The organism is Streptomyces melanogenes (assembly GCF_014649795.1).
In the GTDB taxonomy this organism is placed as follows: Bacteria; Actinomycetota; Actinomycetes; order Streptomycetales; family Streptomycetaceae; genus Streptomyces; species Streptomyces noboritoensis.
In genome coordinates this window covers 203,127-227,684 of record NZ_BMTS01000014.1, presented here as the reverse complement: position 1 = coordinate 227,684, position 24,558 = coordinate 203,127, and the positions used below count along the sequence as shown (strand labels likewise).

Here is a 24,558-nt window from a genome sequence, read left to right as displayed (position 1 = left end):
CCCCTGTGCGGTCCGTCGCCGGATGTGCACGGAAGGACGTGAAGGCCCTAGTGGCTGCACACCGAAAGCCCAGGCAGCACCCGCTCACCGGCCCCGCCGCCCGCACCGCGGCGACCCTCGCACTGGCCGGAGCCGCCACCGCCACCGCCTTCGAGGGCTCCGGCCACGCCGAGCCCCGCCTGACCCCGGCCCAGGTCAAGGCCAAGGTGGACGCGCTCTACCACGACGCGGAGGTCGCCACCGAGGCGTACAACGGCGCCAAGGAGAAGGCGGACGACACCCAGAAGTCCGTCGCCGCGCTCCAGGACGAGGCCGCGCGCAAGACCGACCGGCTCAACAGCGCGCGCAACGCGCTGGGCTCGATCGCCACCGCCCAGTACCGCACCGGCGGGGTCGCCCCCGCGCTCCAGCTGATGCTGTCGTCCGACCCGCAGCGGTACCTGGACGACGCGGCCTTCCAGGAGCGGGCCGGGGACCGGACGGCGACCGCGGTGGCCGGGGTCCGCAAGCAGCTCGCCGAGCTGAAGCGGCTGCACACCGCCGCCGACGGCAGGCTCGGCGAACTGCGCGAGCGGCAGGCCGAGCTCAGGCGCCAGAAGGAGACCATCAAGTCGAAGATCGACTCGGCGCAGGCGCTGCTGGCGCAGCTGACCGCCGAGCAGCGGGCCGCGTACGACGGCGAGGACGGCGACCGCGCCGACGCGGGCGCCCCGGGCCGCGCCAGCCGCTCCTCCGCCCCCGGTGCGCCCGCCGCGCCCGCCGGGCTGCTCCCGGCCCCCAGCGGCCGGGCGGCGGCCGCCGTGGCGTTCGCGTACACCGCGCTCGGCAAGCCGTACGTGTGGGGCGCGACCGGGCCGTCCTCGTTCGACTGCTCGGGGCTGACCCAGGCGGCCTGGGGCGCGGCGGGCGTCGCGCTGCCCCGGACCACGTACACGCAGATCAACTCGGGCGCCCGGGTGTCCCGTTCCGCGCTCGCCCCCGGCGACCTGGTCTTCTTCTACTCGGGCATCAGCCACGTCGGGCTCTACATCGGCGGCGGCCAGATGATCCACGCGCCGCACCCGGGGGCGCCGGTGCGGATCGCGCCGATCGATCAGATGCCGTTCGCGGGCGCCACCCGGCCCGCCTGACCGAGCTCCTTGGTGAGCCAGCGGAAGACGTCGGGCACCTGGTGCTCCCAGACGCTGCTGCGGTGGCCGCCGCCGTTCAGCCGCACGACGTGGACGGTGGTCGGGGCCTTGGCGGCCTTCTTCAGGGCCAGGCCGTCGTTGTAGCCGTCGCCCAGGTCGCCGGAGACGAACAACGAGGTGTGCGGCGGGGTCGTGGCGTTCTTGAGGATCCACAGCGGGTTGGACTCGCGGCGCAGCTTCGGGTCGTGCGCGGTGATCGAGGCGCCCTCGGCGGCCGGGTCGTTGTAGCCGGAGAGGTCGACGCCGGCGCGGTAGCGGTCGGGGTGCGCTATGGCGAGCTTGGCGGCGCAGTGGCCGCCCGCCGAGTACCCGGCGACGGCCCAGCCCTCGGGCCCGGTGGCGGCCCGGAAGTTGTCGGTGATCATCTTGCGTACGTCCACGCTGATCCAGGTGTCGGCGTTGACGGTGCCCGGCACGTTGGCGCAGCCGGTGTCGCGGCCGTCCAGCAGCGTGGTGCGCGGCGAGACGAGGATGAACGGCGCGACCTCGCCGCGCTGCATCATCGGCGTGAGCTGGCGCTGGGTGTGCAGCGAGCCGAACCAGGCGCCGATCGAGCCCGGGTAGCCGGGCAGCAGCTCGACCACGGGGAACGTCTTGTCCTTGTACGCGGGGTCGTTGTACTGCGGCGGCAGCCAGACCGCCACGTCGCCCTCGACGCCGGAGATCGCGCCCTTGAGCGTGGTCTTCATGACGCCGTTGCCGACCTTGCCCTTGTACTCCTTGAAGGCCTGCTTGACCTTGGGCGCGGAGGCGGCCTTCTTGCCTCCGGTGCCGTCGGGGCCGAGGTCGGGGGCGGCGTTGACGTGGTTGCCGGTGCCCAGCAGGTCGTCCCAGGTGTCGTAGAGCCCGTTGGCGTTGTTGACCATCACGAAGACGACGAGGATGGCGGTGAACTGCGCGAACAGCAGCATGAGCAGCCGGGAGGCCCCGCGCACCACGGCCGGCCCGCCGATCCTGCTCCACAGGAACAGGGGCAGCAGCAGGGCCGCCACCGCCACGACGACGGCGGTCAGCAGGAAGGGGGTACCGGTCAGGCTCATCACGCCCGTGAAGAGCCGGTTGCGCTGACTGGAGTTGCCCCGCTTTGCGAGGCCTTTACTTTCCCGGTGCTTGCTTCCGCGCCCATCGGTCCCCCGACGACCCCGCTGAGCCAGCGGAAGGCCGCCGGCACCAATGGCCTCCAGACGGTCACGCGGTGCCCGCCCGTGGAGGGCAGGACGGTGACGCGGGTGGGCGGCTGCGCGGCCCGCTGGATCGCAAGGCCGTCGTCGTACCCGTCCTTGGGCTCGCCGGTGAGGTAGAGGGAGGTGCGGGGCGGGCGGCGGGCGTGGGTGAGCGTCCACAGCGGGTTCGTGGTGCGCCGCAGCCGGGCGTCGTGGGCGGCGATGGAGTCGGGCTCGGCGGCGGGGTCGTTGTAGCCGGAGAAGCCGATGGCCGCGCGGTAGCGGTCGGGGTGCTCGATCGCGAGCTTGGCCGCGCAGTGGGCCCCGGCGGAGAACCCGGCGACGGCCCAGCCGTCGGCGTCCTTCCGCGCCCGGAAGGTGTCGGTGACCATCTTCCGTACGTCCACGCTGAGCCAGGTGTCGGCGTTGACGGTGCCCGGCACGTTGGCGCAGCCGGTGTCCTTGCCGGGCAGCAGCGTGGTGCGCGGCGAGACGAGGATGAACGGCGCGACCTCCCCGTGCTCCATCATCGGCTCCAGCTGCGTCTGTACGTCGAGGTTGCCCCACCAGTCGCGGGCGGAGCCGGGGTACCCGGCGAGCAGCTCGACGACGGGGAAGTCCATGTTCTTGTACTTCGGCTCCCCGTACTGCGGCGGCAGCCACACGTACACCTCCCCCTCGGCGCCGGAGAGCGCCCCCTTGAGGTGGGTGAGCCGCAGCCCCGGGCCGATGTCCGGGTCCCCGGTGACGGGCGAGAAGGCCTGCCGGACGCGGGGGGCGGCGGAGATGTCCCGCCCTCCGGTCCCGTCCGCCCCGAGGTCGGGCGCGGCCGCGACGTGGCTCTCGGTGCCGAGCAGATCGCCCCAGCTGTCGTAGAGCCCGTACTGGTCGTTGACGGCCACGAACACCACGAGCACGGCACTGACCTGCGCCACGACGACCATCCCGAGCCGCACCCCGGCACGCACGACCCGTGGCCCCCGCACCCGCCCCCACACCGCGAGCGGCAGGACGACGGCCAGCACGGCGGCGAAGAGGGTGACGGCGAGGAAGGGGGTGCCGGTCAGGTCGGTCAGGTGGTGCGGGGTGCTCACGTGGGGGGAGAGGGGTGACGGGGATGTGTGGGTTGACTGGTTTGCCGGGTTTTTACGTGCGGGGGCTCCTGGGCGGGGAGCCTATGGTGATCAGCGCCTCGGCCAGCCAGTCCCGCCCGACCCGGCCGGCGGCCACGGCCTCCCGCAGGGGCTCCGCGACGGACTCGGCCGGGCGGCCGCTCGCCTTCACCAGGATGCCGACCATGTCCCGCGTCTGGCCGCCCAGGGCCGGGTAGCCGCCGGCGGCGGTGCCGCGCTCCCAGGTGCCGGCGATGTACCGCGCCGGGTCGGCGGAGAACGCGGGCACCTCACTCGCGCCCCCGTCCGACAGACCCTTCACCACGTCCGCCTTCCACCGGGCCGCCTCGCTCTTCGAGCCGGTGGCGAGGACCTCCTCGGCCATGGCGTCGAGCAGCCCCAGCGCGGTGGCCGTGGCGCCGACCGGAACGGAGACGGCGTCCCCGGCCGACGTCTTGGTGATACGGGCCAGATCCTCCGCCGAGCGCCCGGTCTCGGCCTTCCGGAGCGTCGCGTACGCGGCGGGGTCGTCGGAGACCGCCCGCATGACCCGGATGAGCGACTGGTTCTCCACCGGCATGCGGACGACTCCCTTCTCGTCGCGCCACGGGCCGCCGTTCGGTCCCGCGTGCCTGATGTAGGCCATCGACTCCGAGTAGTGCACGAGCATGGTGTGCATGTCCGTCGCGTAGTCGGCGAGCAGCTCCGCGACCGGCTCCCGCAGGGGCGCCGCGAGGTCCGCCGTGGAGCGGTCCCGGAAGTCGTCGTCGAGCGTGTTGACGAGGTCGCGCATCACCCCCGCCTGCTCCAGGGTGTGCCGCCCGGAGCCGTCCGGGGCCGCCGCCTTCTTCAACGCGGCCGCCAGCTCCCGGCAGTTCATGCCCGACGCGTCGGCGGGGGCCAGGTCCTTCCGGATGCGGGCGTCCTCGCCGACGGTGGCGCAGGAGGGCCCCTCCTCGCCGCCGGACCGCACGAGCAGCCAGGTCCCCGCCCCTGCGGCGAGCACGACCACGGCCGCGGCGGCCGCGAGCACCCCCGTCGGAGGGCGCCGGGACGCGCGCGGCGCCGACGGCGCTTGCGAGTTCGTCACTGTCACGGCTCCGTGGCGTCCCGGCGTCAGTTGGTGGTGTCGGTCAGATAGCCCTTGGCCTGGGACAGGCCCGTGGTGTGGCTGTCGTGCATGCGCCGGATGTACTCGTCCACCAGCTTCCGCGCCTCCGGGTCACCGGTGCCGTAGCGGTCCTCCCCCCAGGTGTTCACCACCGTGCGCATCTGGGTGTCGGCGTTGAGGAAGGTGTCGGAGATCTTCGCGTTGGCCTCGGCGTCCGCACCCGCCTTCATCTCGTTGCCCCACATCCACGCCAGTGTGTCCACACCGCGCTGCAGCGCGTCTCCGACGACGATCGACCCGCCGCCGGTCGTGGGGATCGTCATCGGCGTCACGACTCCGCCGATGATGTGGTAGGCCACCTTCGCCTTCCAGTCCGCCGACGAATAGGCGTTCACACGGCCGTCGTTGAGCACGTCCTCGCGGATCGCCGTGTACGTGCCCAGGGCGTTGCCCGACTTGGCGATGAGGTCGTTCTGGTCGAGCGGACTGGCGCCCTTCGGGAGCGTGCTCAGCTCGTGGTCCAGATAGCGCAGTTCCGTCTTGCTGAGGTCCGCGAAGGCGGCCGGATCCTCGGAGAGCCCCCGCATGACGTGCACCAGCTTGTCCGGTGTCGTGGCCAGGTGCGCCATGCCCTTGTCGTCCACGAAGAACCCGTCGTTCATGCCGCGGATGTAGCCGCCGCCCGCGTTGCCGAGGATCTGGTGGGTGTCCGGGGTGTACTCCGCCAGGGCCTTGGCCACCGCCGCCTGCATGTTCTTGTGCACCTCGGTGCTGGTGCCCTGGTCGAGCTGGCCGATGATCCCGTTCATCACCCGGGCCTGGGCCTCGGTGTGCGTGGGCACCGGCCAGGGGTCCTGGTTCGGGCCGAAGGGCGGGTGTCCGGTCGCCGCGGCCTCCAGGGCGAGCCCCAGCCCGGCATGGCTGTCGGGCAGGTCGTACGTCGCCGTGGCCACCCCGCCCGACACCATGTGCTGCGGCCAGTCGCGCGTGCCGCCCCCGTGCCCCGCGAGGTAGTGCAGGTGGTCCGCGCCCGTCTTGTCCGCCGGGTCGAAGAAGAACGTCGCCGCGTCCGGGTTCTTGCTCATGACGCCGAGCAGCGCGTCGACCGGGTCCGGGGTGACGCCCTTGTAGTCGGCGCCCCAGGTGTCGAAGATGTTGGACTTCTGGCCGCGCTCCGCCGCGATCATCTGGTCGCCCAGCGCGTTCAGATACTGGTCGTCGTACATACCGTCGGCCTTCTGCATCAGCGTGGTGAGGAGCTGGTAGCCGAGCAGCGGCCGGGTGTTGCTCCCGTAGTCGTGGACCCCCGTCTTCTCCATCCCCTCCATCCACCCCTTGTAGAACTTCCCGTCCGGGCTGTTGAGCCACTCGTTGTACTTGGCGGAGCCCGGCGGCATGTCCGTGACCTTGCCCGGGACCGTCGTCGCGGTGGCCAGGGAGGTGGCGAAGCCGCGTTCCAGAGTCGCGTAGTCGTCCTTGTGGGACTTGTCGGAGAGCGACCAGTCGTTGATGTGCCGGGTGAACTGGACCGCGCCGTCCGGGCCCAGGCTCTGCAACAGCGTCTGGGTGAAGCCCTTGTCGTGGGAGTTGTCCCGGAAGAGCGACTCGGCCTCGGCCAGCTCCTCGGGGGACAGCTTGTCGCCGTCCTTGATCTTCTCGGCCAGCGGGATCATGGCCTTGGCCTCGTAGAACTCCACGTCGCCGTTGGCCTTGGCGTTGAAGCCGTTCGCCGTGTCGTCGAACAGGTCGAGGTCGGCGCCGACCGCCTCCAGGGCGATCTTCACGCCCTGGTCGGCGTCGTTCATGGCCGTCACGGCCTGCGCGATGTGCTGCGACCACGAGTTCTCGGTGGTGCGCAGGCCCGGGTCGTGGCGGACCGAATCGGCCTCCGTCGCGCTGACCTTGCTGTAGTCGAAGGTCGCGGCGCCCGTCTCGGAGACCTTCATCCCCGCCTTGACGGCGTCGTCCCGCGCGGACTCCACCCGCTTCTTCAGGTCCACGAACTGGGCGTGGGCATCGCGTAACAGGGAGGCGACGGCCTTGGCCTCGGTCTGCGCGGCGACGTACTGCGTGTGCGTCGCCGCGAAGTTCGGCCGGGAGTAGAGCGAGGCCTGGCCGGTCCAGGTGCCGTCCAGACTCACGTTCTGGACCTGGGTCTTGTAGCGCTCCTCCAGCTTCTTGAGCTCCCCTGCCATGTCGTCCCACTTGGTGGCGGCCGTGGTGAGCTGCGAGAAGTCCGTCTTCATGATCAGTTCGTAGGTCAGCATCAGAGGACTCCTACGCGTGCGGCGGCGGCGAGAACTGGCTGAGCGAGGACGGTCTGAGGAGCGGCGCGAAGTCGTTGCCGACGCCGAAGTCGTTCTTCTGGAAGTAGCCCGTCGTGCCGCGCAGCGCGGACTTCTCCCCGGCCAGCCGGCCGAGTAACGCGGTGACCGACTTCCCCCACCGCTCCTGGGCCTTCGTCAGCCCGGCCGCGGTCGCCCACCCGGCGAACGCCTTGGCCGCCGTCCCCGTGGCCTCGTCCGCCCACGCACCGGCCGTCTTCGTGTGCGGCTCGAAGTCGGTCTCGATGTCGTTGGCGGCGGCGGTCTTCCGCGCGGGGCTGGAGTTCAGGTCCTTGTCACCGCCCGGCCCCGACGGCGGGAACGGCCCGTCGTACGCCCCGTCGAGCCGCATGCCCCCCGGCTGCCGCGCCGCGGCCGCCTTGCTCGACGCCCACTCTTCCTCGAAGCCCATGGACAGTCCCTCCCCCGTGTCCGACGATCATCGTGGATCCCAACTGCCGTGCAAGGAGTGCACGTTGAGTCTTGACGCCATCCTGACAATCCCGGTTCCGCCCACCCCCTCCCGGAGCCCCCGCCCCGTCAGACCAGCCGTCGAGCCGTGGCCCACCGCGTCAGCTCGTGCCGGTTGGACAGCTGGAGCTTGCGCAGCACCGCCGAGACGTGCGACTCGACCGTCTTCACCGAGATGAACAGCTGCTTGGCAATCTCCTTGTACGCGTAGCCGCGCGCGATCAGCCGCAGCACCTCCCGCTCGCGCTGGGTGAGGCGGTCCAGGTCCTCGTCGACCGGCGGCGCGTCCGTCGACGCGAACGCGTCCAGGACGAAGCCCGCCAGCCGCGGCGAGAACACCGCGTCGCCCTCCTGGACCCGGAAGATCGAGTCGACCAGGTCCGTACCCGTGATCGTCTTGGTGACGTAGCCGCGCGCACCGCCCCGGATCACCCCGATCACGTCCTCCGCCGCGTCCGAGACGGACAGCGCGAGGAAGCGCACCGGGTTCTCCGCGGCCGCCATCAACGGGGCCGAACGGCGCAGGACTTCCACCCCGCCGCCGCCCGGCAGGTGCACGTCCAGGAGGACGACCTCCGGCCGCGTCGCGGTGATGACGGTGATCGCCTGGTCCACGTCGGCCGCCTCGCCGACGACCTCCACGCCCGTCTCCTCGGTACGGCCGATCTCCGCCTGGACCCCCGTGCGGAACATGCGGTGGTCGTCGACCAGGACGACCCGCACCCGCCGCTCGGCACCGCCCTGGGTTCCCTGGGTCTGCTCCGTCGTCATCCGTCCGCCCTCTCCATCTCCAGCTCGACCTCGGTGCCCCCACCGGGCACCGAACGCAGCCTCGCCGTTCCGCCGTTGCGCTGCATCCGGCCGATGATCGATTCTCGTACGCCCATGCGGTCGTCCGGCACCGCGTCCAGATCGAAGCCGGGGCCCCGGTCCCGTACGGACACGAAGACCGTACGGCCCTCGACCTCCGCGAAGACCTGGACGGCGCCGCCCTCGCCACCGTACTTGGCGGCGTTCACCATCGCCTCGCGCGCGGCCTGCATCTGTGCGGACAGCCGCTCGTCGAGCGGGCAGTCGCCGACGACCACGACCTCCAGCGGCACGCCGTGCTTGTCCTCCACCTCGGCCGCGGCCTTCTTCACCGCCTCGGCCAGGGTCTCCGGCTCCTCCGACTCGTCCTTGCCGGTGCCCCCCGGCTTGTAGAGCCAGGCCCGCAACTCGCGCTCCTGGGCGCGGGCGAGGCGGCGCACCTCCCCCACGTTCTCCGCGTTGCGCTGGATCAGCGTGAGGGTGTGGAGCACCGAGTCGTGGACATGGGCGGCGACTTCGGCGCGCTCCTGGGCGCGGATGCGCATCAGGCGCTCCTCGGAGAGGTCCTGGGTCATCCGGACGAGATAGGGGCCCGCCAGCAGGGCTATGCCCGCGATGACCGCGAGCGCCGCCGTCAGGACGTTCCCGAGCTGGGCCGCCGAGCCGCGCACCACCACGAACCCGGTGAAGCCCGCGCCGACCAGCGCCACCCCGGCCAACCCCCGGGCCACCGGCAGCAGCCGGTGGCGTCGGGCGCCCTCGGTCCAGCGGGCCCGCCGGGCGTTGTCCGCCTGCCGCCACACCAGGATCACACCGGCGCCGACCAGCAGCGTCGGCCAGATGTACGGACTGGCCCAGCCGCCCACGTTCACATTGCTCGCGAAGATCGCCGCGCCGACGCAGAGCGCGATCAGGGCGACGACCTGGCCCTTGTCGGGTTTGCGCAGCCGTCTGCGGCCGTCGGGGCTGACCTCGAACGCCGAGCGCGGCTCCGCCGCCGTACCGCCCAGGCCCAGCGGCACCACGAACCAGAACACCGCGTACAGCAGCGCCCCCAGGCCGTCGATCATGAACAGGCCGAGGAAGACGATCCGCACCCAGACGACCGGCAGCCCGAGGTGTCCGGCGAGGCCGCGCGCCACGCCACCGAGCATCCGCCCCTCGGCCGAGCGGTAGAGCTTGCGCACGGGGGGTTCGTCGGCCTCGGTGGGCGCGGTTCGGGAAGCGGCGACTGGCATGCACCGATCGTCACACGTCCGTGCCGGTGCGGGCATCAGGGCAATCCCCCAGGACGCCCCTGATCCGCGGTCCCCGCACGGGGGAGCCGCACTCCCCCGCTCGGGGGAGGCCCCGGCTCCGCATCAGGGGCAATCTCAGGGAGAGGCCAGGGTCGGGGCGGGTGCCGGACCCGCGCACCGCCCGTCACCATGGAGTCATGACTCAGCCGACCGAGACCCCCGTCGCGCCGCCGGACCCGGATCCGGACCCGGCGCCCGCCGCGCCGCCGCCGCGCCGCAGCGGTCGCAACAAGGTGATCGGCGGCGTCTGCGGCGGGCTCGGGCGGTACTGCGACATCGACCCGGTGATCTTCCGGATCGCGTTCGGCGTGCTCACCGTCATCAGCGGCCTCGGCCTGGTCTTCTACGGGTTCGCCTGGCTGCTGCTCCCGATGGACGACGAGGACGAGAACGAGGCCCGGCGGCTGCTGTCCGGCCGGGTGGAGGGCCCGGCGCTGGTCGCCGTGCTGATGGCGCTGGCGGGCTGCGGGATCTTCCTGTCGATGCTGAGCAACGGCTCGGTGATGACCTTCGCGTCGCTGCTGACGCTGGCCGTCGCGGGCATCGGCGTCTGGTCCCAGCGCCGCTCGGTCACGCCCCCGGACGCCCCGCCGGACACGACGGCCGCCCAGACGGCGGCCGGGACCGCCCCCGCCTTCGGCCCCGGGGCGGCCCCGCCCGAGACCAAGGCTCCGCCCACACCCGTCTCGCCCTCCTGGTGGCGCGACCCGATCGTCAAGGACGGCACCACGGGCCCGGTCGGCACCGGCTATCTGTGGGGCGCCGAGGGCGCCGACGCGGTGCCGTCGTCCGGGGCCTGGGCGCGCGCCGGGAAGTACCGCGACAAGAAGGCGGCCGACCGGGCCACCCGGGGCCCGCGTTCCATCGGCGGGTTCGTCTTCCTGCTCGCGCTGCTCGCGGGCGGCGCCGGCACCGCGGGCGCCTGGGACCACCAGCCGCTGGGCACCGCGCTCCAGATCGGCCTCACCGCCGCCCTGGTGGTGTTCGGCCTCGGCCTCGTGATCAGCGCGTTCGTGGGGCGCACCGGGTTCGGCACGCTGTTCATGGCGGTGCTCACGGCCGCCCTGCTCGCCGGGGCCTCGGCGATGCCCAAGACCATCACCACCCAGTGGACCAGGACCGACTGGACCCCTGCCGCGGCGGCGGACGTACGGCCGTCGTACGCACTGGGTTCGGGCGAGGGCACCCTCGACCTGAGCAAGGTCGTGGTGCCCGCGGGGCAGAGCGTGAAGACGCGCGCGGAGGTCGGCGCGGGGCGGCTCAAGGTGGTCGTGCCGCTGGGCGCGACCGTGAAGGCGCACATCGTGGTCGGGGTCGGTGACGTGCAGTTGCCGACCGAGAAGCCGGAGGACGTCGACATCCAGCCCAACCAGAAGAAGACCGTGACCCTGCCGCCGCCCGCCGGGGCGAAACCGGCCGGGACCCTGGAGCTCGATCTGCACGTCTCCATCGGCCAGGCGGAGGTGGACCGTGCGGAGTCATGAGTTCCGCCCCGGCCGCCTCATCCTCGGGACGGTGATGCTGGCGACCGCCGTGCTGTTCGCGGGCGACGCGGCCGACGAATGGCAGACGCCCTGGTACGTGGTGATCCCGCTGCTCTGCGGCGGCCTCGGCCTCGCCGGGCTCGCCAGCTGGGTCGCCTACGAGGTGCGCAAACGGCGCCGCGACGCCAGCCAGGCGTCGGCGGACAGCAGCGGTGTCCCGGCGAGCACCAGCGGCAGCCAGGCCATCAGATAGGCCAGGTCGTTGCCGTAGTAGTACGGCGTGGTCGCCCAGCTCACGGTCAGCCACAGGCTCAGCGAGATCAGCGCGCCGCCGGTCGCCGCGAGCCGGCCGAACAGGCCGACCAGGATGCCGAGTCCGACGGCGATCTCGCCGATGGCGATGGCGTACCCGAAGCCGACCGGGCTCTTCAGGGCGAGGTCGACGAGGGCGGGGATCGCGGAGCTGTCCCGCACCGAGTGCATCAGCTCCCCGATCGAGCCGGGGCCGCTCGCCTTGAGGCTGGTGGTGCCGCCGGTGAGCTTGTCGAACCCGGCGTAGACGAAGGTGACGCCGAGGAAGACGCGCAGCGGCAGCAGCGCGTACCTGCCCGCCGTCTCCTTCAGGCCCCGCAGGCCCCCGCCGGTGGCCGCCCCGCCTCGCGTCCGGGTGAGATTTCCGTGTGCCATCGCCGTTCCCGCCTTCCGTAACCCCTGTCACCTGACCATACGTACGGGAGGGACGGGCGGCTCAACCGGTTCACCCCTCAACCGGTTTCCCCTGCTGGCGGGGCCGGTTCGGTCGGTGACCCGGATCCGGTGGGGTTCAGTCGCCGGTGACGTCGATCGCGACCCGGTTCGTCTCGACGCCCGCGGCCGTGACCACCCGCACCTCCACCCGGCCCGGCTCGACGTCCACCGGGACCGGCACGGTCAGCACGGTGTCGCTGGGGTTGGCGAAGCCTCCGGTGACCGGGATCAGCGGCACATGGACGTGGACCGCGCCGATCCGCACGACCATCCGGGCGAGCCGGTCGGGGGTGCCCGCTCCGGGCGGTACGAATCCGGCGCCGCGGATCTCGATGTCGTCACCGGTACGGATCGGCGCGTCCAGATCGCCCGCCTCGCGCGCCCGGACCACCGAGAGCACGACGGGACGACCGCCTTCGGCGTACTTCCCGGCGAAGTACGTCAGCGCGGACACGGCCACCAGGAAGGCCAGCGCCCACGGCAGATCGGGCAGCCGGTCGGGCCGCCGGGCGAGGCGCACCGCGGCGAAGAGCACGGCGACCGTGGAGACCAGGACGTACTGGACGTCCGCGAAGCTGCCGCGCCCGGCGTCGTCGGTGAGCAGGTCGGCGGCGCGCGGCCGCTCGGCGCGCACCTTCTGCAGCCGCTGCCCCGCGATGCGTACGGCCACGACCCGGCGCACCACCACGGTCACCGCGCTGACCAGCGCGACCACCGCCAGCAGGCCCGCACCACGGGAGAGCCCGAGGCCCTCGATCAGCGCGTCGCGCTCCTTCGCCCCGGACGCCCCGGCCAGCCGTACGGCGAGCAGGAGCACCGCGAAGGCCACCAGGAGCACCCAGGCGGCGGCCACCGCGCGTGAGGTGGAGAGCCGGTTGTCCTCGCCGACGACGGGCGCGAGCAGTCCGCCGCGCGCCCGGTGCAGCCATCCAGCGCCGGTCAGCGCGACCGCCACGACGAGCGCGGCGACCAGCCCGGCGGTCCGGGCGTGGCTCCAGCCCGCGCCGATCGCCGTGAACGCCTCCACGAGCGCCAGCGCCGCGACGCTCCCCCACACGGTCACCAGGGTGGCCCGCCAGACCGCGCCCGGCCAGGCCTGCCCCGCCTCCCGGCCGTGTTCGGCGAGCGCCCGGGCGGACTGGGTGAGCTCGTCCGACACCCACTGGCGGGACGCCCCGGCGGAGTGCGCGACGGCTGCGGGCAGCCCTTCCCCGGCGGCGAGCCCGTCGCGCTTGGCCAGGAACTCCGCCACCGCGCGCCGGTGGCCGTTCCGCGCACCGGGACCGCAGTCACCACCGCATTGCCGAGCCTCCTGCACCGCCACGGAAATCTCGCCCTTCCCTCAAGTCATGTCGACTGTCAGGGAATTGTGCCGTACGAAAACGCTCTCCCGGTCGGCAGGGGCACGCGGCGCGAGTGATTGACGCACCATCAAATTGACGTACTACGACAGGAGTTCGGGCTCCGACCCACTGATCTGGTGCCACAGCGGCTGGTAGTTGATCCACGCGACCAGGTCGCTGCCCAGCTGGTCGCGGGTGGCGACCGCGTCCCGGCGTTCGATCGGCACCGGCTTCCCGGCCGCCCGCGCGGCCAGCTGCACCTCGGCGCACCGCTCCATCGAAAGGAACCACCAGGCCGCCGCGTCCACCGAGTCCCCCACGGTCAGCAGCCCGTGGTTGCGCAGGATGACCGCCTTGTAGGGGCCGAGCGCGGCCGCGATCCGGCGCCCCTCCTCGGCGTCGACGATCACTCCCGTATAGGCGTCGAACAGCGCGTGGTCCCCATATCCTGTAAATAGCACAATAGCAGGGGAAGGTATGGCAACGGCCTCCACATGGGAGATGCACCCAGAGCTCACCAAAGCTCTGGCAGTAGGACAGACGATCGAAGAGTGGCTCGACGGGCGCTCCCCCGTCTGCTCGTACGCACGCATCAGCAGGGACCTTCAACAGGTCGAACAGATCGGCGTAACCCGCCAACACAGCTTCCACAACGACGCCGCCGCCGGTGAGCTGGGCTGGGCCGTCGTGTACCGCTACACAGACAACAACATCACAGCAGCCGACCCAGACATCCCACGCCCGGCATTCCTCCAGATGGTGCGCGACCTCCGCGCCCGCCAGACCGAGGACGGCATACCAATCCTCGGCGTCATAGCAGTCGAGGAAGAGCGCGTCGTCCGCCTACCCGAGGACTACCTGAAGCTGTACCGCGCTCTGACAGTCGACGAGAACGGCCTCCTGTACTACACGGACAAACGGCAACTCGTCGACATCCACGCAGAGGTGGAGCAGACGCGCGGCCTCATGTCATCGTCCATGGGAGAGACAGAGGTTCGGAAGGTCAAACGGCGGACCAAGCGCTCAACGGCAGACCGCGCAGCAGAGGGCAAGTACACAGGCGGGGCCCGCCGCTTCGGCTGGCTGGACGAAGATCAGAAGACCGGGCGCAAGCGGAACGAAAAGCTCAACCCGAGCGAAGCCCCCTACCTCCGCAAGGCCATCGACATGAAGCGGGCTAAGAAGGGCTTCAACACCATCGCCCGGTGGCTCATCGACGAGAACATTCCAACCGTACGCGGGGGCCAGTGGTCTGCATCGACCGTCGCACAGATGCTTACCAATCCTGCGTGGTGGGGTGGTCGCATTCTCAACGGAGAGATCGTCCTCGACCGAAAGACCGGTCAGCCTAAGATCGGCCTGTGGGAGAACCTGGGCGATGGGTACGACTTCGAAGCATGGGATGAGATCTGCCGCATGCGCTGGCCCGAGGGGAAGGTTGCGGCAAAGAAGATCAAGGGGAAGAGAAGCGCGCGAAAGCATCTCTCTACCGGAATTGCGCGCTGCGGTTGGGTCGAGGAGGGACAGGGCGCAGAGGAAATGTGCCTGCACGGCATGGTTGGACGCCCACCCCACGGAAATCACAAGTGGGGCAACTACGTCTGCAACTCAGCCTCATGCCGAAGAGTGAGCCGCCGAATGGACAAGGTAGACAAGATCGTCGAGGGCATCGTCGTCGGCATCCTTGAGGAGCAATTCTCAACTATCACGCCCGACGAGAAGCCCTGGCACGGCCAAGGCACGCTGGAAAGCCTTCTGCTACGCCGCCAAGAGCTCAAGGACAGTTACAAGGAAGGCGCCATCGACCTAAGTGATTACCTCGAATTCAAGGATAGCCTCGACCTCCAAGTAAAGGCGTCCGAAGACGACCGAGAATCCTTCCTAAGCGAACAGGCGAGCAAGAACTTCCTGGCCGGATTCACAAAGGCTCGCTGGGATAAGTTCGACCTAGAGCAAAAGGGAATAGCAATAGAGACCGTCCTTCAGGCGGTGATTATTCACCCGATTCCCAAAGGACGGTCTCGTCGAGCTCCATTCGACCCCTCACTCATCGAGGTGGTATTTAAGAAAACACACTAGCCTAGCAACACGCGAATAACCTCTAGCTGCTCCTCGCCAAGGCGGGGAGCAGCTTTCACTTGTTCATCTATCCAAGCGTCGAGAAGAGCCTTCTCCTGCGCTTCCGGCAACAGAGCTAGTTCGGGCGCCGGAGTTAGATCAGTAAGGTCAGTCAGCAAAGCTAAGATTGTCCAGGATCTCGCGGCAGGACCAGCAGATCGTTGTCTTGCCGGTTGGCGTGGTCACGGAGACGGCTTCCGACACACTCCCCCAGTCCTGACATCCTGGGCAGTAGTGCGCGACGGAACGCTCGTCTCGGTGGTTGCTGATCGGTTCGGTCATGCGTCCCCCAGACCGCTGGCAACGTCCCAGTAGTCGAGGGCCATGTGTTCTGCGATTGGCAGGGAGAACCCGGCTTCGATGGCGGCCTGGCGAACTGTTGCCGCGTGGCGGATGACGGTCTCGGCCTCTTCGGCGGCGCGCTTGAAGGCTTCGTCCTTGAGCTTGAGAGCTAGGCCGTCGCCATCAAGGCTCTTGAGGTAGGCGGCGAAGTCGTCGGGGTCGGGCATGGGGCCGAGGGGGTCAACAGTCACAGTCTTCCTTCGCGATGGTTTCGATGACGGTTCGCGTGATGAGGCCGCATGTCCAGGCGGTCAGGGCGAGGATGGCGCCGCTGAAGCTGAAAGCGATGGCCTCTTGGTTGGCGCTGATCCACGAGAGGATGGCGTCGAGCATGGGTGGTTCTAGGCTCCGATTCGTTCGGTGATGACGTAGGCCATGGAGGCTCCACCGGTCCCGTGATAGGTGGTGTCCGCGGCTGCTGTTGCAGCTGCGGATCCCATTCGGCCGGCGTTCCCTTGCGCGGCGGCTCGTTCGCGGCCTCGCTGGTCGGTCTTGCTGTTCAGTCGCTCGGTGAGGCGGTCGATGGCGCGCTGAAGCTGCTTGTGTTCGGCACTGCCGTGAGAAGGCTTCTCCTCGTGGAGAAAGGCCCGTTCGATGGCGGCCTGGTGGGCGTCGGAGAGGCGGCCCATGGCTTCGTCGATGTCCCAGATGCTGAGGGCGATGCTCGTGGGATCGTTGGCCACCCGCATGAGGTCATCCTTGCGATTCGGGATGATCTCGCGGGCTTCCTCGCGGTAGTAGGCGTGCTGGAGGACGTTGCGTACTTCCTTGGGTGTGTAGATCCACGCTGCGGTGTTGTAGGTGTAGTGCAGGCGTTCGGCCTTGCAGTGCTCAACGCCAATCCCTTGGAAGACCGTGTAGAGGGCGCGGGGCTCGTAGCTGTCGAAGCGGGTCTTGCACTCCCAGTACTTGAGGAGGATGTACTGCTCGATGTCGTCGGCTTCGCAGTAGGAGTTTTCGCGGTGGAGCTTGGCTGCGGCCTTGCGGGCGGTGTTGATGATCTCGGGGTTGATCTGGGTCACTTGTAGCGTTCGCCCTCCACGATGAAGCTGCCGGTGCGGCTGACTGGGATGATGTGGGGTGTGACGGTGGTGCCGTCGATGTAGAACAGGCCAAAGGCCGACTGCCAGTTGGCGAGTCGTTCGGGGCCGAGGTAGGCGGCCTTGTTGATGTCCATGAGGTGGCCGAGCTCGACGCCGGTAATGGTCTTGGTGCCTGCGGGGCCTGTAGTTTCGGAGACGATGCCTGCCCGGTGGGTGTGTCCCATGACGATGGAACGGCCGTATTTTTTGGCCGCGTTGATGGCGGTGCCGCCTGCGTAGCGGGCAAGGCTGATGCCTCGGGCGTGGCCGTGAATGGCGGACCAGCCGGGGGCGAAGTCATAGCGGCTCGCCTCGAAGCGCATGCCGTAGTCGTCCAGGCGGAGAAGCTTGTCCTCCCGGAACAATTCCGCGTCGTACAGGGCGGGTGCGCGGTCGACGAGGTACCGCTGTGGCCGTTCGCCGTGGTTGGAGCCGAGCAGGGTGTAGGGACCGCTGTAGCCGGAGCGCAGGGGTTCGATGTGGTTCCTGCGGGTGTAGGCGGCTTCCTCGCGGACGGTCATCCCGTACTCGGCACGCTGGCCGGCCGACCATCTTCCGGGCGCTGTGTAGTCGTTGATGTCACCAATGTTGATGACTTCGTCCGGCTGTGAGTCGTGGATGAAGGCGACGAGGTTTCGGTTGGCCCGCTTGTTCTCAAGGGGCATTTGGAGGTCGGAGATCAGGACGATTCGCTTCATGCGCTGGCGCCCGTCCACACAGGAAGTATCAGAAGCCTGCCTTTTCTCGAAGGGCCTCTTGGCCGTGGTCTCGGTAGTACTGGTTCACGTCTGATTTGTTGGGCATCTGACGTGTTGTTGCATGCTCGTTCTTCTCGGCAATCACGTCTGCAAGCTTCAGGCCTGCCACGTCCCCGTCAGCGAGTGTGATTACTTCTACGTAACCACTGATCAGCCGATTGAAAATGGGCTTCCAATTCTGGGCACCCGCTGTACCGACGACGGCAGGAAATCCTGCCTGCCATGCGGTGATGGTGTCGATCTCACCTTCACAGATGGCGAGACGGGTGACTGGAAGCGTGAGGGCGAGAATGTTGTAGAGCTTGGCGTCGTCGCCTGGCTCCCGGGTGTACTTGCTGTGCTTGTCGATGGTCTTGCAGTCGTGATCGGCGATGCACCGGAACCGGATCGCAATGACACCCTGTCGGTTGATGTAGGGGATGGCGAGCAGTCCGCTATAGCGCTCATGCCCCGATACTGGGTTTCCGACGTACCCGAGCCGAAAGTATCGAACGCTGTCCTGGGATAGGCCCCGCTTCTTCAAATACTCGGCGGCGGGTGAACCCTCCAGCTGCTTGTGGTAGCTGGCTGCCGCCTGGTCCAAAAAGGCGATTCGCTGCTTCGATGGCGGCGAGAAAGTCACACCTCTCCACTTCCATAATCACGCCCCAGCTGTCATGGCTGAAGTCGCAGCCGTGGCAGTGGATAACGTTTTTGTCGATGTTGATTGAGGCGCTGGGGGTGGTGTCGTCGTGATCAAGCGCCGGACATTTGCAGGGCTGCCAGGTACCGCTGTCGCGGCGTGGCGTTTCCCAGTCGGAGAAGTAATGTTTCAGCACGGCGACGATGGGAGGCTTTTCACTCGGCGTAGTAGGCATCGAGGAGTCGCATTGCGAAGTTTCCAGGGAATACCCAAGCGGCCTCTCCGGTGGCGGCCTGATGACGTTTGTAGACCACGCATGTATCGGATCCGGTGCCGTTGTTGTGGGCTTGGGCTAGGGCATCGTCGAGGTGTTTCCACAGCTGGATACGGTCAACTGCCTTGGCCTGAACTGTGAGTGGAACGTTGCCGATGTCACCGCGGTCGTGCGATCCGTAGATGGCGCCGTTACGCTTGGCCTCTTCGTATCCGAGGTCATGGAAGACCTTGACGAGGTCGTTCTCCCAGTTGCGGCCCCGGGCCTTGACTGCGGCGCCGTTGGGCTTGCTGAGCTTGCGAGGCTTGGGGTTAGCCAATGATTTGCATCCTTTCGGGCTGCCACTGGAGCCGGGCAAAGGTGAAGCCGCTCGCGTCAGCGCGACCGCCTCGGTTTTTTACGTTGGAAACCCGCAAGTCGTAGCCCTCAAACTCCGTGCCTCCCCGGTGCAGGGTGAGGATGACTTCGGGGACGCGGCCGACCTGACCCTTGATGCCGGACAGTGGAATCGGGTTCACGCCGTCGTTGTAGGGGCCGGTGACGTGGTGCAGGAGGACAACTGCGCTTCCGGTGCGCCGGGCCAAATCATGGAAGAAGGCGCAGAGTTCATCGAGTGCGGCGTGTCCTTCGCCCATCTCGGGGGCACTGACGTTGGTCACGTTGTCGATGACAACGAGGGCGGGCCAGCCGTAGATCATGGCGTAGGCGATGAGGGATTGTTCAATCTCGTCCAGGTCGGGCGAGGCGTCGAAGTTCCATCGGATGTCGAGGCCGGCCAGGGCGTTGTCGAAGCCCTCGGTCCGCTGCTGCTCGATGGCGTCTTCTACCTGGGTGGTGGTCCAGCCGCTGACGTGTGCTGCACTGCGGACGTACTGCGTGAAGGCGTCGGAGTCCGCCGAGAAGTACATGGTCGGTACGCCCGACTTGATCGCGATGTTCAGAGCCAGTGCGGACTTGCCTGTACCTGGCCCTGCTGCGATGAGGTGGAGTTGGCCCCGGCGGATGTGCACGCCGAGGTCGTGTAGGGCCTTGAGGCCGGTCGGGATGGGCTCACCTGCCGAGCCTCGCTTGTGGAGCGCTTGCGTGAGGGTGAGTATGGGCGGCCTTCCTGTGTTGGTGGCCAGCGGCATTGCAATGCTGGCCACCAACACACAGTGTGCACACTTAAGAAAGTGGAGAAAAAAGGGGCTCCTACTGCTGCCAGGAAGCCGGAGCAGCGTTCTGCGGAGGTGCCCACGTGCCGTTGGTGGGCCATGAGGTGGCTGCCGCTTCGGGCACCGGCTTGGTCTGAGCGTTGGCGGGCTGGGTGTATTCCGCGACATAGATCTTGGCGGGGTTGCCGAACTTACTGGGGCGCGTCCTCGCGAAAGTCAGCTTGAGATACGCACCAGAGGCAGGGCTCCCGGTGGCGGCGCCTGCGCGCTTCATGGCGTCACCAATAGCGGTGGCCATCTGGGAGCCCACGGGCATCCAGACAGTGCGGAGGCCATCGTCCGTGTCGTCCCCCTCCGGTGTTGCCAGGGTAATGACGCGCTGCCAGCGCGGGTTGCCGTCGCGGTCTGTGTCTTGCACATCAGTGCCGAACTTGTTGAGCGGGATGCGCGACGAAACATTCTCTACGTAGCCGTTGACGCTGTCGCCGACGTTGCTGAACTTAAAGGTCTTGCCCGTGGGGGCACTCGGAGCAAAATCGTTGGTGTCGTCGTGCAAAGCGGATCCTTACTGCGGGGTGTTGGCGGTGGCTATGACGGTTGCGCCGAGTTCGCCCATGTTGAATGCGGCCTGGGCCTGGGTAAGGAGGTCGGCGTACCGGGATGCGGCGATGGAGAAGGCTTCGACATTTGGTCCGACTGTCATGGGGGTTTCTCCATGAAAGGTCACCTCAACGTTGGGGGCTGGCCGGAAGGTGCAGGTGAAGGCATGCGGGTTGTTCACTCAGTTTCCTTTCGCCTTGCAGTGGCGGCGGACACCGCATGTTCCGCAGTGGTCTCCAGGGTTAGCAAGGTAGACACCATTGCGCTCCGCTGCGTCCATTGCTGCGTACTGGTTCTCTAGCCAGTCCTGACTGATACGGGTCAGGTCGTAGGGTTCGGTGGGTCCGCCGTTCTTTGGCGAGCGGCCTTTTCGGGCGCAGGTGAAGAAGTCTCCCCATGTGATGTCCACGCGGTACAGGTCCCAAATCGCTCGCCGGTAAAGGGCAAGTTGGAGAGCGGAAGGCTGTTTCTTCGTGCCGGTCTTAATGTCTCGGACGGTGAGCCCATAGGGCGTCTGTACAACTTGGTCAATGACCCCTCGGACAGGCACCTTGCCGAGGCGGATGGTGAACTCCAACTCAATGGCCTGTTTGCCGTCGGGGGTGACCCAGATGGACTCCCCGGACTGTTCGGCGTAGTCGATGTAGTCGAGTACCTGGTGTTCGCCAAGTTCGCGCCGGTCAGACAGGTCCTTGGTTCCTGTTTTGAAGCCGCCGGTCATCCACTGGGTGATGTCCCTCTGCACCGCCAGGCCGGCCGCAAGTTCCCGCTCCCATGCCTGGTGGTAGTGGCCGATGGTAGCGGCCCGGGAAATGGTACGGCCGGATCGCTCGTACGCTTCGACTCCGCTGTGTACTGCGGTGCCTTGTACGAACCATCCGGCCGGATCGCTGGGGCGTTTTTCAACTCGCTCAAGTTTGTAAGCCTCGCCGCACTGGGCGTAGCGGTTGTATTGGCTATGACTACGCGGCTTGGGAACGCCGGTAGACGTCGGCAAACCTTTCCCCTCCATTTACGGGCATGTACTCGAACCCTTCGACTTTTTCCGTCCGGAGGAAGTTGTATCCCTCGGGAATGGCGTTGAAGTGGGCACGGTGCTGCCGTCCGTCAGTTTTTTCGCAGTGATAGTGAACAATGTGATCGCCGCCGCTGTGCTCAATGTGCACAACTAGACCAGCCACGGCCCCCATCCCCCCGATGATCCGAGATACTTCCGAAGTCCCTTCGAACAGTGACCGATAGCTAGAAGAAACCATGGTCGGTGTTGCCACTGCTATCTTTCCCCTTTCCCTGCTGACGCAGGGATTTCACGAGAGCACACCCTCGCACTTCCCATCAGTCTCCCCCCTCCCCCGACGGAGACCCCACGTCAACCTATGCAACGACTAACGGTTCGTCAATGAATATTGAACGATCACTACCAGCCACTTTCAACGGCTCCACATTTCAACGGAGTTGAACATGTGAGTTAACGCACGCCCTTCCTAGGCCTTGAAACACCAACGAGCCGCTTCCCGAGGACGGGGCGGCTCGTTGCACTGCATGAGAAGCACTACGCCTGCATCACTCCATGCGATACAGGTCTACTATCTCGGGAGGAATCGATTGGTCAGCTGGCAGTACAATGAGGAGGTCACCGTGTTCCGGTTTCCTCTCCACATATGCCCAGCCGTCAACCTGGCTGTACGTAACGACCTGACGCTTCATACGGGTTAGCCATGCTGCATGCTGTTGAGCTTCTGTTTCGGTGAGCGTGTGGTTCTCACGACGAGCACGCAAATGAAGTCTGAGTGCGCGTCCAGGCCGCCCGGACCGATGCTTGGAAGCTACCTTCCACGGCATCAGTGCCTGGAAGTCGATTTTCGAATCCTTGAAGGGCGCGAGTCGAAGGCTAACCGCTGCTTCTGTCACTTTATAATGAGCTGCGACTTCCTTCTGGTTCTTGAAGTCACCCCGCGCTAGGAGCTTGAAGATCTCCGCAGGAGTGGGAAGCTCCGGCGGACGCCCTATACCCCCACCTTGGGAGGGCTGAGTTAGCCTCGCCCGGATGGTTCCCTCGCTGACTCCGAAGGCATCAGCCATTTCCTGCTTGGTCTTGTAGACCCCCTTGGCTAGGAGATCAGACATCTCCCTTGCCGTGGGCAGATCCATACGCTTCCCCGCCATGGGTGCACTCCATTCGTCAAATATATACTGACTGTGCCCACTTCCCTCGTCAGAGAAAATCTCCACCTCTCGCCGTAGAATTTTCCGCTGCATCTCAATCGACTCAACAGTGAGGCCGTCGCTCAAGTTCCTTTCGCATTGGGACGCACTGCCATGTTGTTGATGTCGTAGATTCCCTTTTGGATCGCCGACCATTCAGCTGCCGTGTGCCTGGTGCGCCCATTACTGTTGCACGAGACAGGTCGCGATGTGGAGAACACTTGGTACTCCTCACGGCTCTGACGCCGTTTCTCTCGCCACTTCTCGCGCTTGCGGATGCTGCTACTCATCGTGATCCTCATTAGTGCGCTGAGAATCTAGCGGGACCACTCACACATGTGGAGTGGATCCGCAGGACTCTCAGAAAGGTCTCACCAGTCGGCCGCGAGGCATTTCCACAAGGACCCTTCCTCTCCATCCCTAGCACCGGTGCGTTTAAAGCGCCCGCACTGGGCATCCGGCGAACCGGCGGTTGAGGTTGCGATGATGGCAAGGTGGGTGAAATTCCGTGAGCAGCAAAGCCCTGCGGTCGACTGGCACGGCGTCGGCCAAACCGACGCCTGATGTTCAAGTGGGCCTCCCGCGCTCTCGGGGTGGCCTCTGGGTGATGCTCTTCGGTTTTCAAGTCCGGCTTGACCGGGGCTGCCTGTGCACTCTCGGTGCGGCGACATCGCAAACATTACTTAAGCGTGCACGCATCTGCAACCCGAGATGGTGTGACGACAGTCACACCCCTGCAAGGCCTGGGTTCCAGCTCCGTGACCATGCCTCCAAGTATGAAAGGTAAGAAAAATACAAGACATCCACTTCTTGAGAACTGGGAAGTTCTCAGAGGTAATAAGATCCTTCATTTTCAATACTTAAGAACTCCCCGCAGGGTTGTTGCTCCCTCCAAGGTATGAGCACCCCTGCGGGGTTTCTTTTCCCCGGGTGAGATTCCAACACGTCGACAAAGGCTGTGCGGTCTGGTCTCACCCGGGGCGGAGCCTCGGGAATTTCAACTGCCAAGAGCTCGACAGATCTGCTTTCGTTCTGGATGTCCACAGGTTGCTATCAAGGCCGGCGGGTGTGCAGAGCACGCACCGAAGTACGTTGACCATCGCAAGCCCTGGGCCAACAAGTCCAAGAGGAACCAGTCCCGTTCCACCGGTTGGAACAGGATTCGCCTGGCAATCCTTCGGCGAGATAGCCACCGTTGCTACCTCTGCGGAGCGAAAGCGAACGAGGTGGACCACATCGTTCCCGTGGCCTTCGGTGGCACTGAGTCTCCGCTCAATCTTGCGGCCTGCTGCCGGACTTGCCATCAGGACAAGACCCGTCGTGAGGCCCGCCAGGGCCGATACGGACACTGATTTATTTAACTCAAAGGAGCCTGCATGGCTGGCAGGGGTGTGCCGCCAAAAACGAACGCGGTACGCCGCAACAAGCACATGGAAGCACCCCTCACGGGTGCAGGTTCCAGCATCGTTCCTGAGCTTCCCAACGCCCATCGCTACCTTCCGGCAGTACGGGAGTGGTGGGAGACCTGGCGACTGTCCGCACAGGCTGAACAGTTCCTTCCTACAGACGTTCAGCGCCTGAGGATGCTGGTCCTTCTGGTCCAGCGCATCTACGAGATGGAAGGCGCAGACCTTAAGGCCTATGCCGAACTCCGGCAGCAGGAGTCTCTTCTCGGCGGCACGGTCCTCGACCGTCAACGTCTCCGCATGAAGGTGAAGAAGGAAGAACAGTCGACCGGGGATGACGTCCTGGACGACCTCATTGGATAAATAAGACCGAGGGAGGGCCGTGCCGCAGACGGGAAACCTCCCCGCACACGAGCCTGACCTGACCCTCGGGCATCACATCCTTGCCTGGGCCGAGCGCTACATAGTCCAGCCTGACGGGGAGAACGCCGGTGCACCTTGGCGCTTCACCCGTGAGCAGAGACACTTCATTCTCTGGCTCTATGCCCTGAAACCTGAGGGTGGTTGGCTCTACACCGAGGCAACACTGCGTCGTGCCAAGGGATTTGGTAAGACCCCGCTCCTGGCGTCCCTCGCGATCATCGAGTTCATCGGCCCGTGCCGGTGGACGGGGCAGATCAAGACAGCCAAGGACGGGACACTGATCCCGGTAGGGAAGCCGGTTCATCTGCCACTCGTGCAGCTTGCTGCGACATCCCTGGACCAGACGGCCCAGACGATGGACATGATCCGCGGCATGCTCTCGGAGTCGCCGGCCGAGCGTGAATACGACCTGGACATCTCGAAGACGATGATCCAGTTCAAAGGCAATCGCCCCGGAAAAATCACCCCGGTTACGTCGTCGACTAGGGGCAACGAGGGGGCGAGGCCAAGCTTTGCGCGGC

26 protein-coding genes and 2 pseudogenes are annotated in these 24,558 nt (G+C 67.0%); 6 read left to right on the top strand and 22 right to left on the bottom strand.

Annotated features, from left to right (window positions below; translation table 11 throughout):
* Positions 1 to 50: 50 nt before the first annotated feature.
* Positions 51 to 1,130 carry a C40 family peptidase gene (locus tag IE252_RS28740; RefSeq protein ID WP_190092329.1) on the top strand — a complete coding sequence of 360 codons (1,080 nt, stop codon included), beginning with the start codon at positions 51 to 53 and terminating at the stop codon, positions 1,128 to 1,130.
* Here IE252_RS28740 and IE252_RS28735 read toward each other — a convergent pair.
* The 7 genes from IE252_RS28735 to IE252_RS28705 form a co-directional block, all read right to left on the bottom strand.
* A complete protein-coding gene (locus tag IE252_RS28735; RefSeq protein ID WP_190092328.1) occupies positions 1,094 to 2,230 on the bottom strand; it encodes an alpha/beta hydrolase in 1,137 nt (378 codons plus the stop codon). The two genes, IE252_RS28740 and IE252_RS28735, sit on opposite strands and share 37 nt — an antisense overlap.
* A complete protein-coding gene (locus tag IE252_RS28730) occupies positions 2,230 to 3,447 on the bottom strand; it encodes an alpha/beta hydrolase (RefSeq protein WP_229848840.1) in 1,218 nt (405 codons plus the stop codon). The genes IE252_RS28735 and IE252_RS28730 overlap by 1 nt, the downstream gene beginning before the upstream one ends.
* A 52-nt stretch (positions 3,448 to 3,499) precedes the next feature.
* A complete protein-coding gene (locus IE252_RS28725; RefSeq protein WP_190092327.1) occupies positions 3,500 to 4,555 on the bottom strand; it encodes a hypothetical protein in 1,056 nt (351 codons plus the stop codon).
* Between the two features lie 26 nt (positions 4,556 to 4,581).
* Complete coding sequence (locus IE252_RS28720) at positions 4,582 to 6,843, bottom strand: WXG100 family type VII secretion target (RefSeq protein WP_190092326.1); 2,262 nt, start codon at positions 6,841 to 6,843, stop codon at positions 4,582 to 4,584.
* Positions 6,844 to 6,853: 10 nt separating this feature from the next.
* Positions 6,854 to 7,312, bottom strand: a complete 459-nt coding sequence (locus IE252_RS28715) for a hypothetical protein (protein WP_190092325.1) — start codon at positions 7,310 to 7,312, stop codon at positions 6,854 to 6,856.
* Positions 7,313 to 7,440: 128 nt separating this feature from the next.
* Entirely contained in the window at positions 7,441 to 8,142 is a 702-nt protein-coding gene (locus IE252_RS28710; protein WP_190092324.1) for a LuxR C-terminal-related transcriptional regulator, read from the bottom strand.
* Entirely contained in the window at positions 8,139 to 9,419 is a 1,281-nt protein-coding gene (locus tag IE252_RS28705) for an ATP-binding protein (RefSeq protein WP_190092323.1), read from the bottom strand. The genes IE252_RS28710 and IE252_RS28705 overlap by 4 nt, the downstream gene beginning before the upstream one ends.
* 197 nt (positions 9,420 to 9,616) lie before the next feature.
* Here IE252_RS28705 and IE252_RS28700 point away from each other — a divergent pair, with 197 nt between their 5' ends.
* Together IE252_RS28700 and IE252_RS28695 are read left to right on the top strand one after the other, a co-directional pair.
* Positions 9,617 to 10,963 (top strand): PspC domain-containing protein, encoded by a 1,347-nt coding sequence (locus IE252_RS28700; RefSeq protein WP_190092322.1) that lies wholly within the window; start codon positions 9,617 to 9,619, stop codon positions 10,961 to 10,963.
* Positions 10,950 to 11,216, top strand: coding sequence for a hypothetical protein (locus tag IE252_RS28695; RefSeq protein ID WP_190092321.1), 267 nt, complete (start codon positions 10,950 to 10,952; stop codon positions 11,214 to 11,216). The genes IE252_RS28700 and IE252_RS28695 overlap by 14 nt, the downstream gene beginning before the upstream one ends.
* Here the strand turns inward: IE252_RS28695 and IE252_RS28690 are convergent.
* The 3 genes and pseudogenes from IE252_RS28690 to IE252_RS28680 form a co-directional block, all read right to left on the bottom strand.
* The gene (locus IE252_RS28690) at positions 11,120 to 11,650 is read right to left on the bottom strand and encodes a DoxX family protein (protein ID WP_190092320.1); all 531 of its coding nucleotides are present in this window, start codon (positions 11,648 to 11,650) and stop codon (positions 11,120 to 11,122) included. The genes IE252_RS28695 and IE252_RS28690 overlap by 97 nt on opposite strands.
* A gap of 136 nt (positions 11,651 to 11,786) precedes the next feature.
* The gene (locus IE252_RS28685) at positions 11,787 to 13,034 is read right to left on the bottom strand and encodes a hypothetical protein (RefSeq protein ID WP_373298629.1); all 1,248 of its coding nucleotides are present in this window, start codon (positions 13,032 to 13,034) and stop codon (positions 11,787 to 11,789) included.
* A 120-nt stretch (positions 13,035 to 13,154) separates the two neighbouring features.
* A pseudogene (locus IE252_RS28680) lies at positions 13,155 to 13,499 on the bottom strand (class II aldolase/adducin family protein); the annotation flags it as partial.
* A gap of 31 nt (positions 13,500 to 13,530) precedes the next feature.
* Here IE252_RS28680 and IE252_RS28675 point away from each other — a divergent pair.
* Positions 13,531 to 15,132 carry a recombinase family protein gene (locus IE252_RS28675; RefSeq protein WP_190092319.1) on the top strand — a complete coding sequence of 534 codons (1,602 nt, stop codon included), beginning with the start codon at positions 13,531 to 13,533 and terminating at the stop codon, positions 15,130 to 15,132.
* A gap of 317 nt (positions 15,133 to 15,449) precedes the next feature.
* Here IE252_RS28675 and IE252_RS28670 read toward each other — a convergent pair whose 3' ends face one another.
* From IE252_RS28670 to IE252_RS28615, 12 genes and pseudogenes are all read right to left on the bottom strand, one after another.
* A complete protein-coding gene (locus tag IE252_RS28670) occupies positions 15,450 to 15,680 on the bottom strand; it encodes a hypothetical protein (RefSeq protein ID WP_190092318.1) in 231 nt (76 codons plus the stop codon).
* 13 nt (positions 15,681 to 15,693) lie between these two features.
* Complete coding sequence (locus IE252_RS28665) at positions 15,694 to 15,846, bottom strand: hypothetical protein (protein ID WP_190092317.1); 153 nt, start codon at positions 15,844 to 15,846, stop codon at positions 15,694 to 15,696.
* A gap of 8 nt (positions 15,847 to 15,854) precedes the next feature.
* Positions 15,855 to 16,535, bottom strand: coding sequence for a hypothetical protein (locus IE252_RS28660; protein ID WP_190092316.1), 681 nt, complete (start codon positions 16,533 to 16,535; stop codon positions 15,855 to 15,857).
* Positions 16,532 to 17,311: a hypothetical protein gene (locus tag IE252_RS28655; RefSeq protein WP_229848839.1), complete on the bottom strand. Its 780-nt coding sequence runs from the start codon at positions 17,309 to 17,311 to the stop codon at positions 16,532 to 16,534. The genes IE252_RS28660 and IE252_RS28655 overlap by 4 nt, the downstream gene beginning before the upstream one ends.
* A 10-nt stretch (positions 17,312 to 17,321) precedes the next feature.
* A complete protein-coding gene (locus IE252_RS28650; RefSeq protein WP_229848838.1) occupies positions 17,322 to 17,975 on the bottom strand; it encodes a toprim domain-containing protein in 654 nt (217 codons plus the stop codon).
* Positions 17,976 to 18,003: 28 nt separating this feature from the next.
* Positions 18,004 to 18,210, bottom strand: a pseudogene (locus IE252_RS44345) (hypothetical protein); the annotation flags it as partial.
* The gene (locus tag IE252_RS28640; RefSeq protein WP_190092313.1) at positions 18,191 to 18,568 is read right to left on the bottom strand and encodes a hypothetical protein; all 378 of its coding nucleotides are present in this window, start codon (positions 18,566 to 18,568) and stop codon (positions 18,191 to 18,193) included. The pseudogene IE252_RS44345 and the gene IE252_RS28640, both read right to left, overlap by 20 nt.
* Complete coding sequence (locus IE252_RS28635; protein ID WP_229848837.1) at positions 18,561 to 19,394, bottom strand: AAA family ATPase; 834 nt, start codon at positions 19,392 to 19,394, stop codon at positions 18,561 to 18,563. The genes IE252_RS28640 and IE252_RS28635 overlap by 8 nt, the downstream gene beginning before the upstream one ends.
* Positions 19,395 to 19,440: 46 nt before the next feature.
* On the bottom strand, positions 19,441 to 19,959 hold the full coding sequence (locus IE252_RS28630) for a hypothetical protein (protein ID WP_190092312.1): 519 nt from the start codon (positions 19,957 to 19,959) through the stop codon (positions 19,441 to 19,443).
* A gap of 9 nt (positions 19,960 to 19,968) precedes the next feature.
* On the bottom strand, positions 19,969 to 20,106 hold the full coding sequence (locus tag IE252_RS28625) for a hypothetical protein (RefSeq protein WP_190092311.1): 138 nt from the start codon (positions 20,104 to 20,106) through the stop codon (positions 19,969 to 19,971).
* Positions 20,107 to 20,184: 78 nt separating this feature from the next.
* Entirely contained in the window at positions 20,185 to 21,015 is an 831-nt protein-coding gene (locus IE252_RS28620) for a RecB family exonuclease (RefSeq protein WP_190092310.1), read from the bottom strand.
* 551 nt (positions 21,016 to 21,566) lie between these two features.
* A complete protein-coding gene (locus IE252_RS28615; RefSeq protein ID WP_190092309.1) occupies positions 21,567 to 22,295 on the bottom strand; it encodes a hypothetical protein in 729 nt (242 codons plus the stop codon).
* Between the two features lie 821 nt (positions 22,296 to 23,116).
* Here IE252_RS28615 and IE252_RS44340 point away from each other — a divergent pair.
* Together IE252_RS44340 and IE252_RS28605 are read left to right on the top strand one after the other, a co-directional pair.
* Positions 23,117 to 23,560 carry an HNH endonuclease gene (locus tag IE252_RS44340; protein ID WP_373298632.1) on the top strand — a complete coding sequence of 148 codons (444 nt, stop codon included), beginning with the start codon at positions 23,117 to 23,119 and terminating at the stop codon, positions 23,558 to 23,560.
* Positions 23,561 to 23,584: 24 nt separating this feature from the next.
* Positions 23,585 to 23,977 (top strand): phage terminase small subunit, encoded by a 393-nt coding sequence (locus IE252_RS28605; protein ID WP_190092307.1) that lies wholly within the window; start codon positions 23,585 to 23,587, stop codon positions 23,975 to 23,977.
* The last annotated feature ends 581 nt before the right edge of the window (positions 23,978 to 24,558 follow it).

Excerpts from the sequence above, each read along its gene's own strand:
- IE252_RS28735 (WP_190092328.1), bottom strand. The coding sequence starts at position 2,230 with ATGAGCCTGACCGGTACCCCCTTCCTGCTGACCGCCGTCGTCGTGGCG.
- IE252_RS28720 (WP_190092326.1), bottom strand. The coding sequence starts at position 6,843 with ATGCTGACCTACGAACTGATCATGAAGACGGACTTCTCGCAGCTCACC.
- IE252_RS28715 (WP_190092325.1), bottom strand. The coding sequence starts at position 7,312 with ATGGGCTTCGAGGAAGAGTGGGCGTCGAGCAAGGCGGCCGCGGCGCGG.
- IE252_RS28710 (WP_190092324.1), bottom strand. The coding sequence starts at position 8,142 with ATGACGACGGAGCAGACCCAGGGAACCCAGGGCGGTGCCGAGCGGCGG.
- IE252_RS28705 (WP_190092323.1), bottom strand. The coding sequence starts at position 9,419 with ATGCCAGTCGCCGCTTCCCGAACCGCGCCCACCGAGGCCGACGAACCC.
- IE252_RS28700 (WP_190092322.1), top strand. The coding sequence starts at position 9,617 with ATGACTCAGCCGACCGAGACCCCCGTCGCGCCGCCGGACCCGGATCCG.
- IE252_RS28690 (WP_190092320.1), bottom strand. The coding sequence starts at position 11,650 with ATGGCACACGGAAATCTCACCCGGACGCGAGGCGGGGCGGCCACCGGC.
- IE252_RS28675 (WP_190092319.1), top strand. The coding sequence starts at position 13,531 with ATGGCAACGGCCTCCACATGGGAGATGCACCCAGAGCTCACCAAAGCT.
- IE252_RS28670 (WP_190092318.1), bottom strand. The coding sequence starts at position 15,680 with ATGCCCGACCCCGACGACTTCGCCGCCTACCTCAAGAGCCTTGATGGC.
- IE252_RS28665 (WP_190092317.1), bottom strand. The coding sequence starts at position 15,846 with ATGCTCGACGCCATCCTCTCGTGGATCAGCGCCAACCAAGAGGCCATC.
- IE252_RS28625 (WP_190092311.1), bottom strand. The coding sequence starts at position 20,106 with ATGACAGTCGGACCAAATGTCGAAGCCTTCTCCATCGCCGCATCCCGG.
- IE252_RS28620 (WP_190092310.1), bottom strand. The coding sequence starts at position 21,015 with ATGGAGGGGAAAGGTTTGCCGACGTCTACCGGCGTTCCCAAGCCGCGT.
- IE252_RS28605 (WP_190092307.1), top strand. The coding sequence starts at position 23,585 with ATGGCTGGCAGGGGTGTGCCGCCAAAAACGAACGCGGTACGCCGCAAC.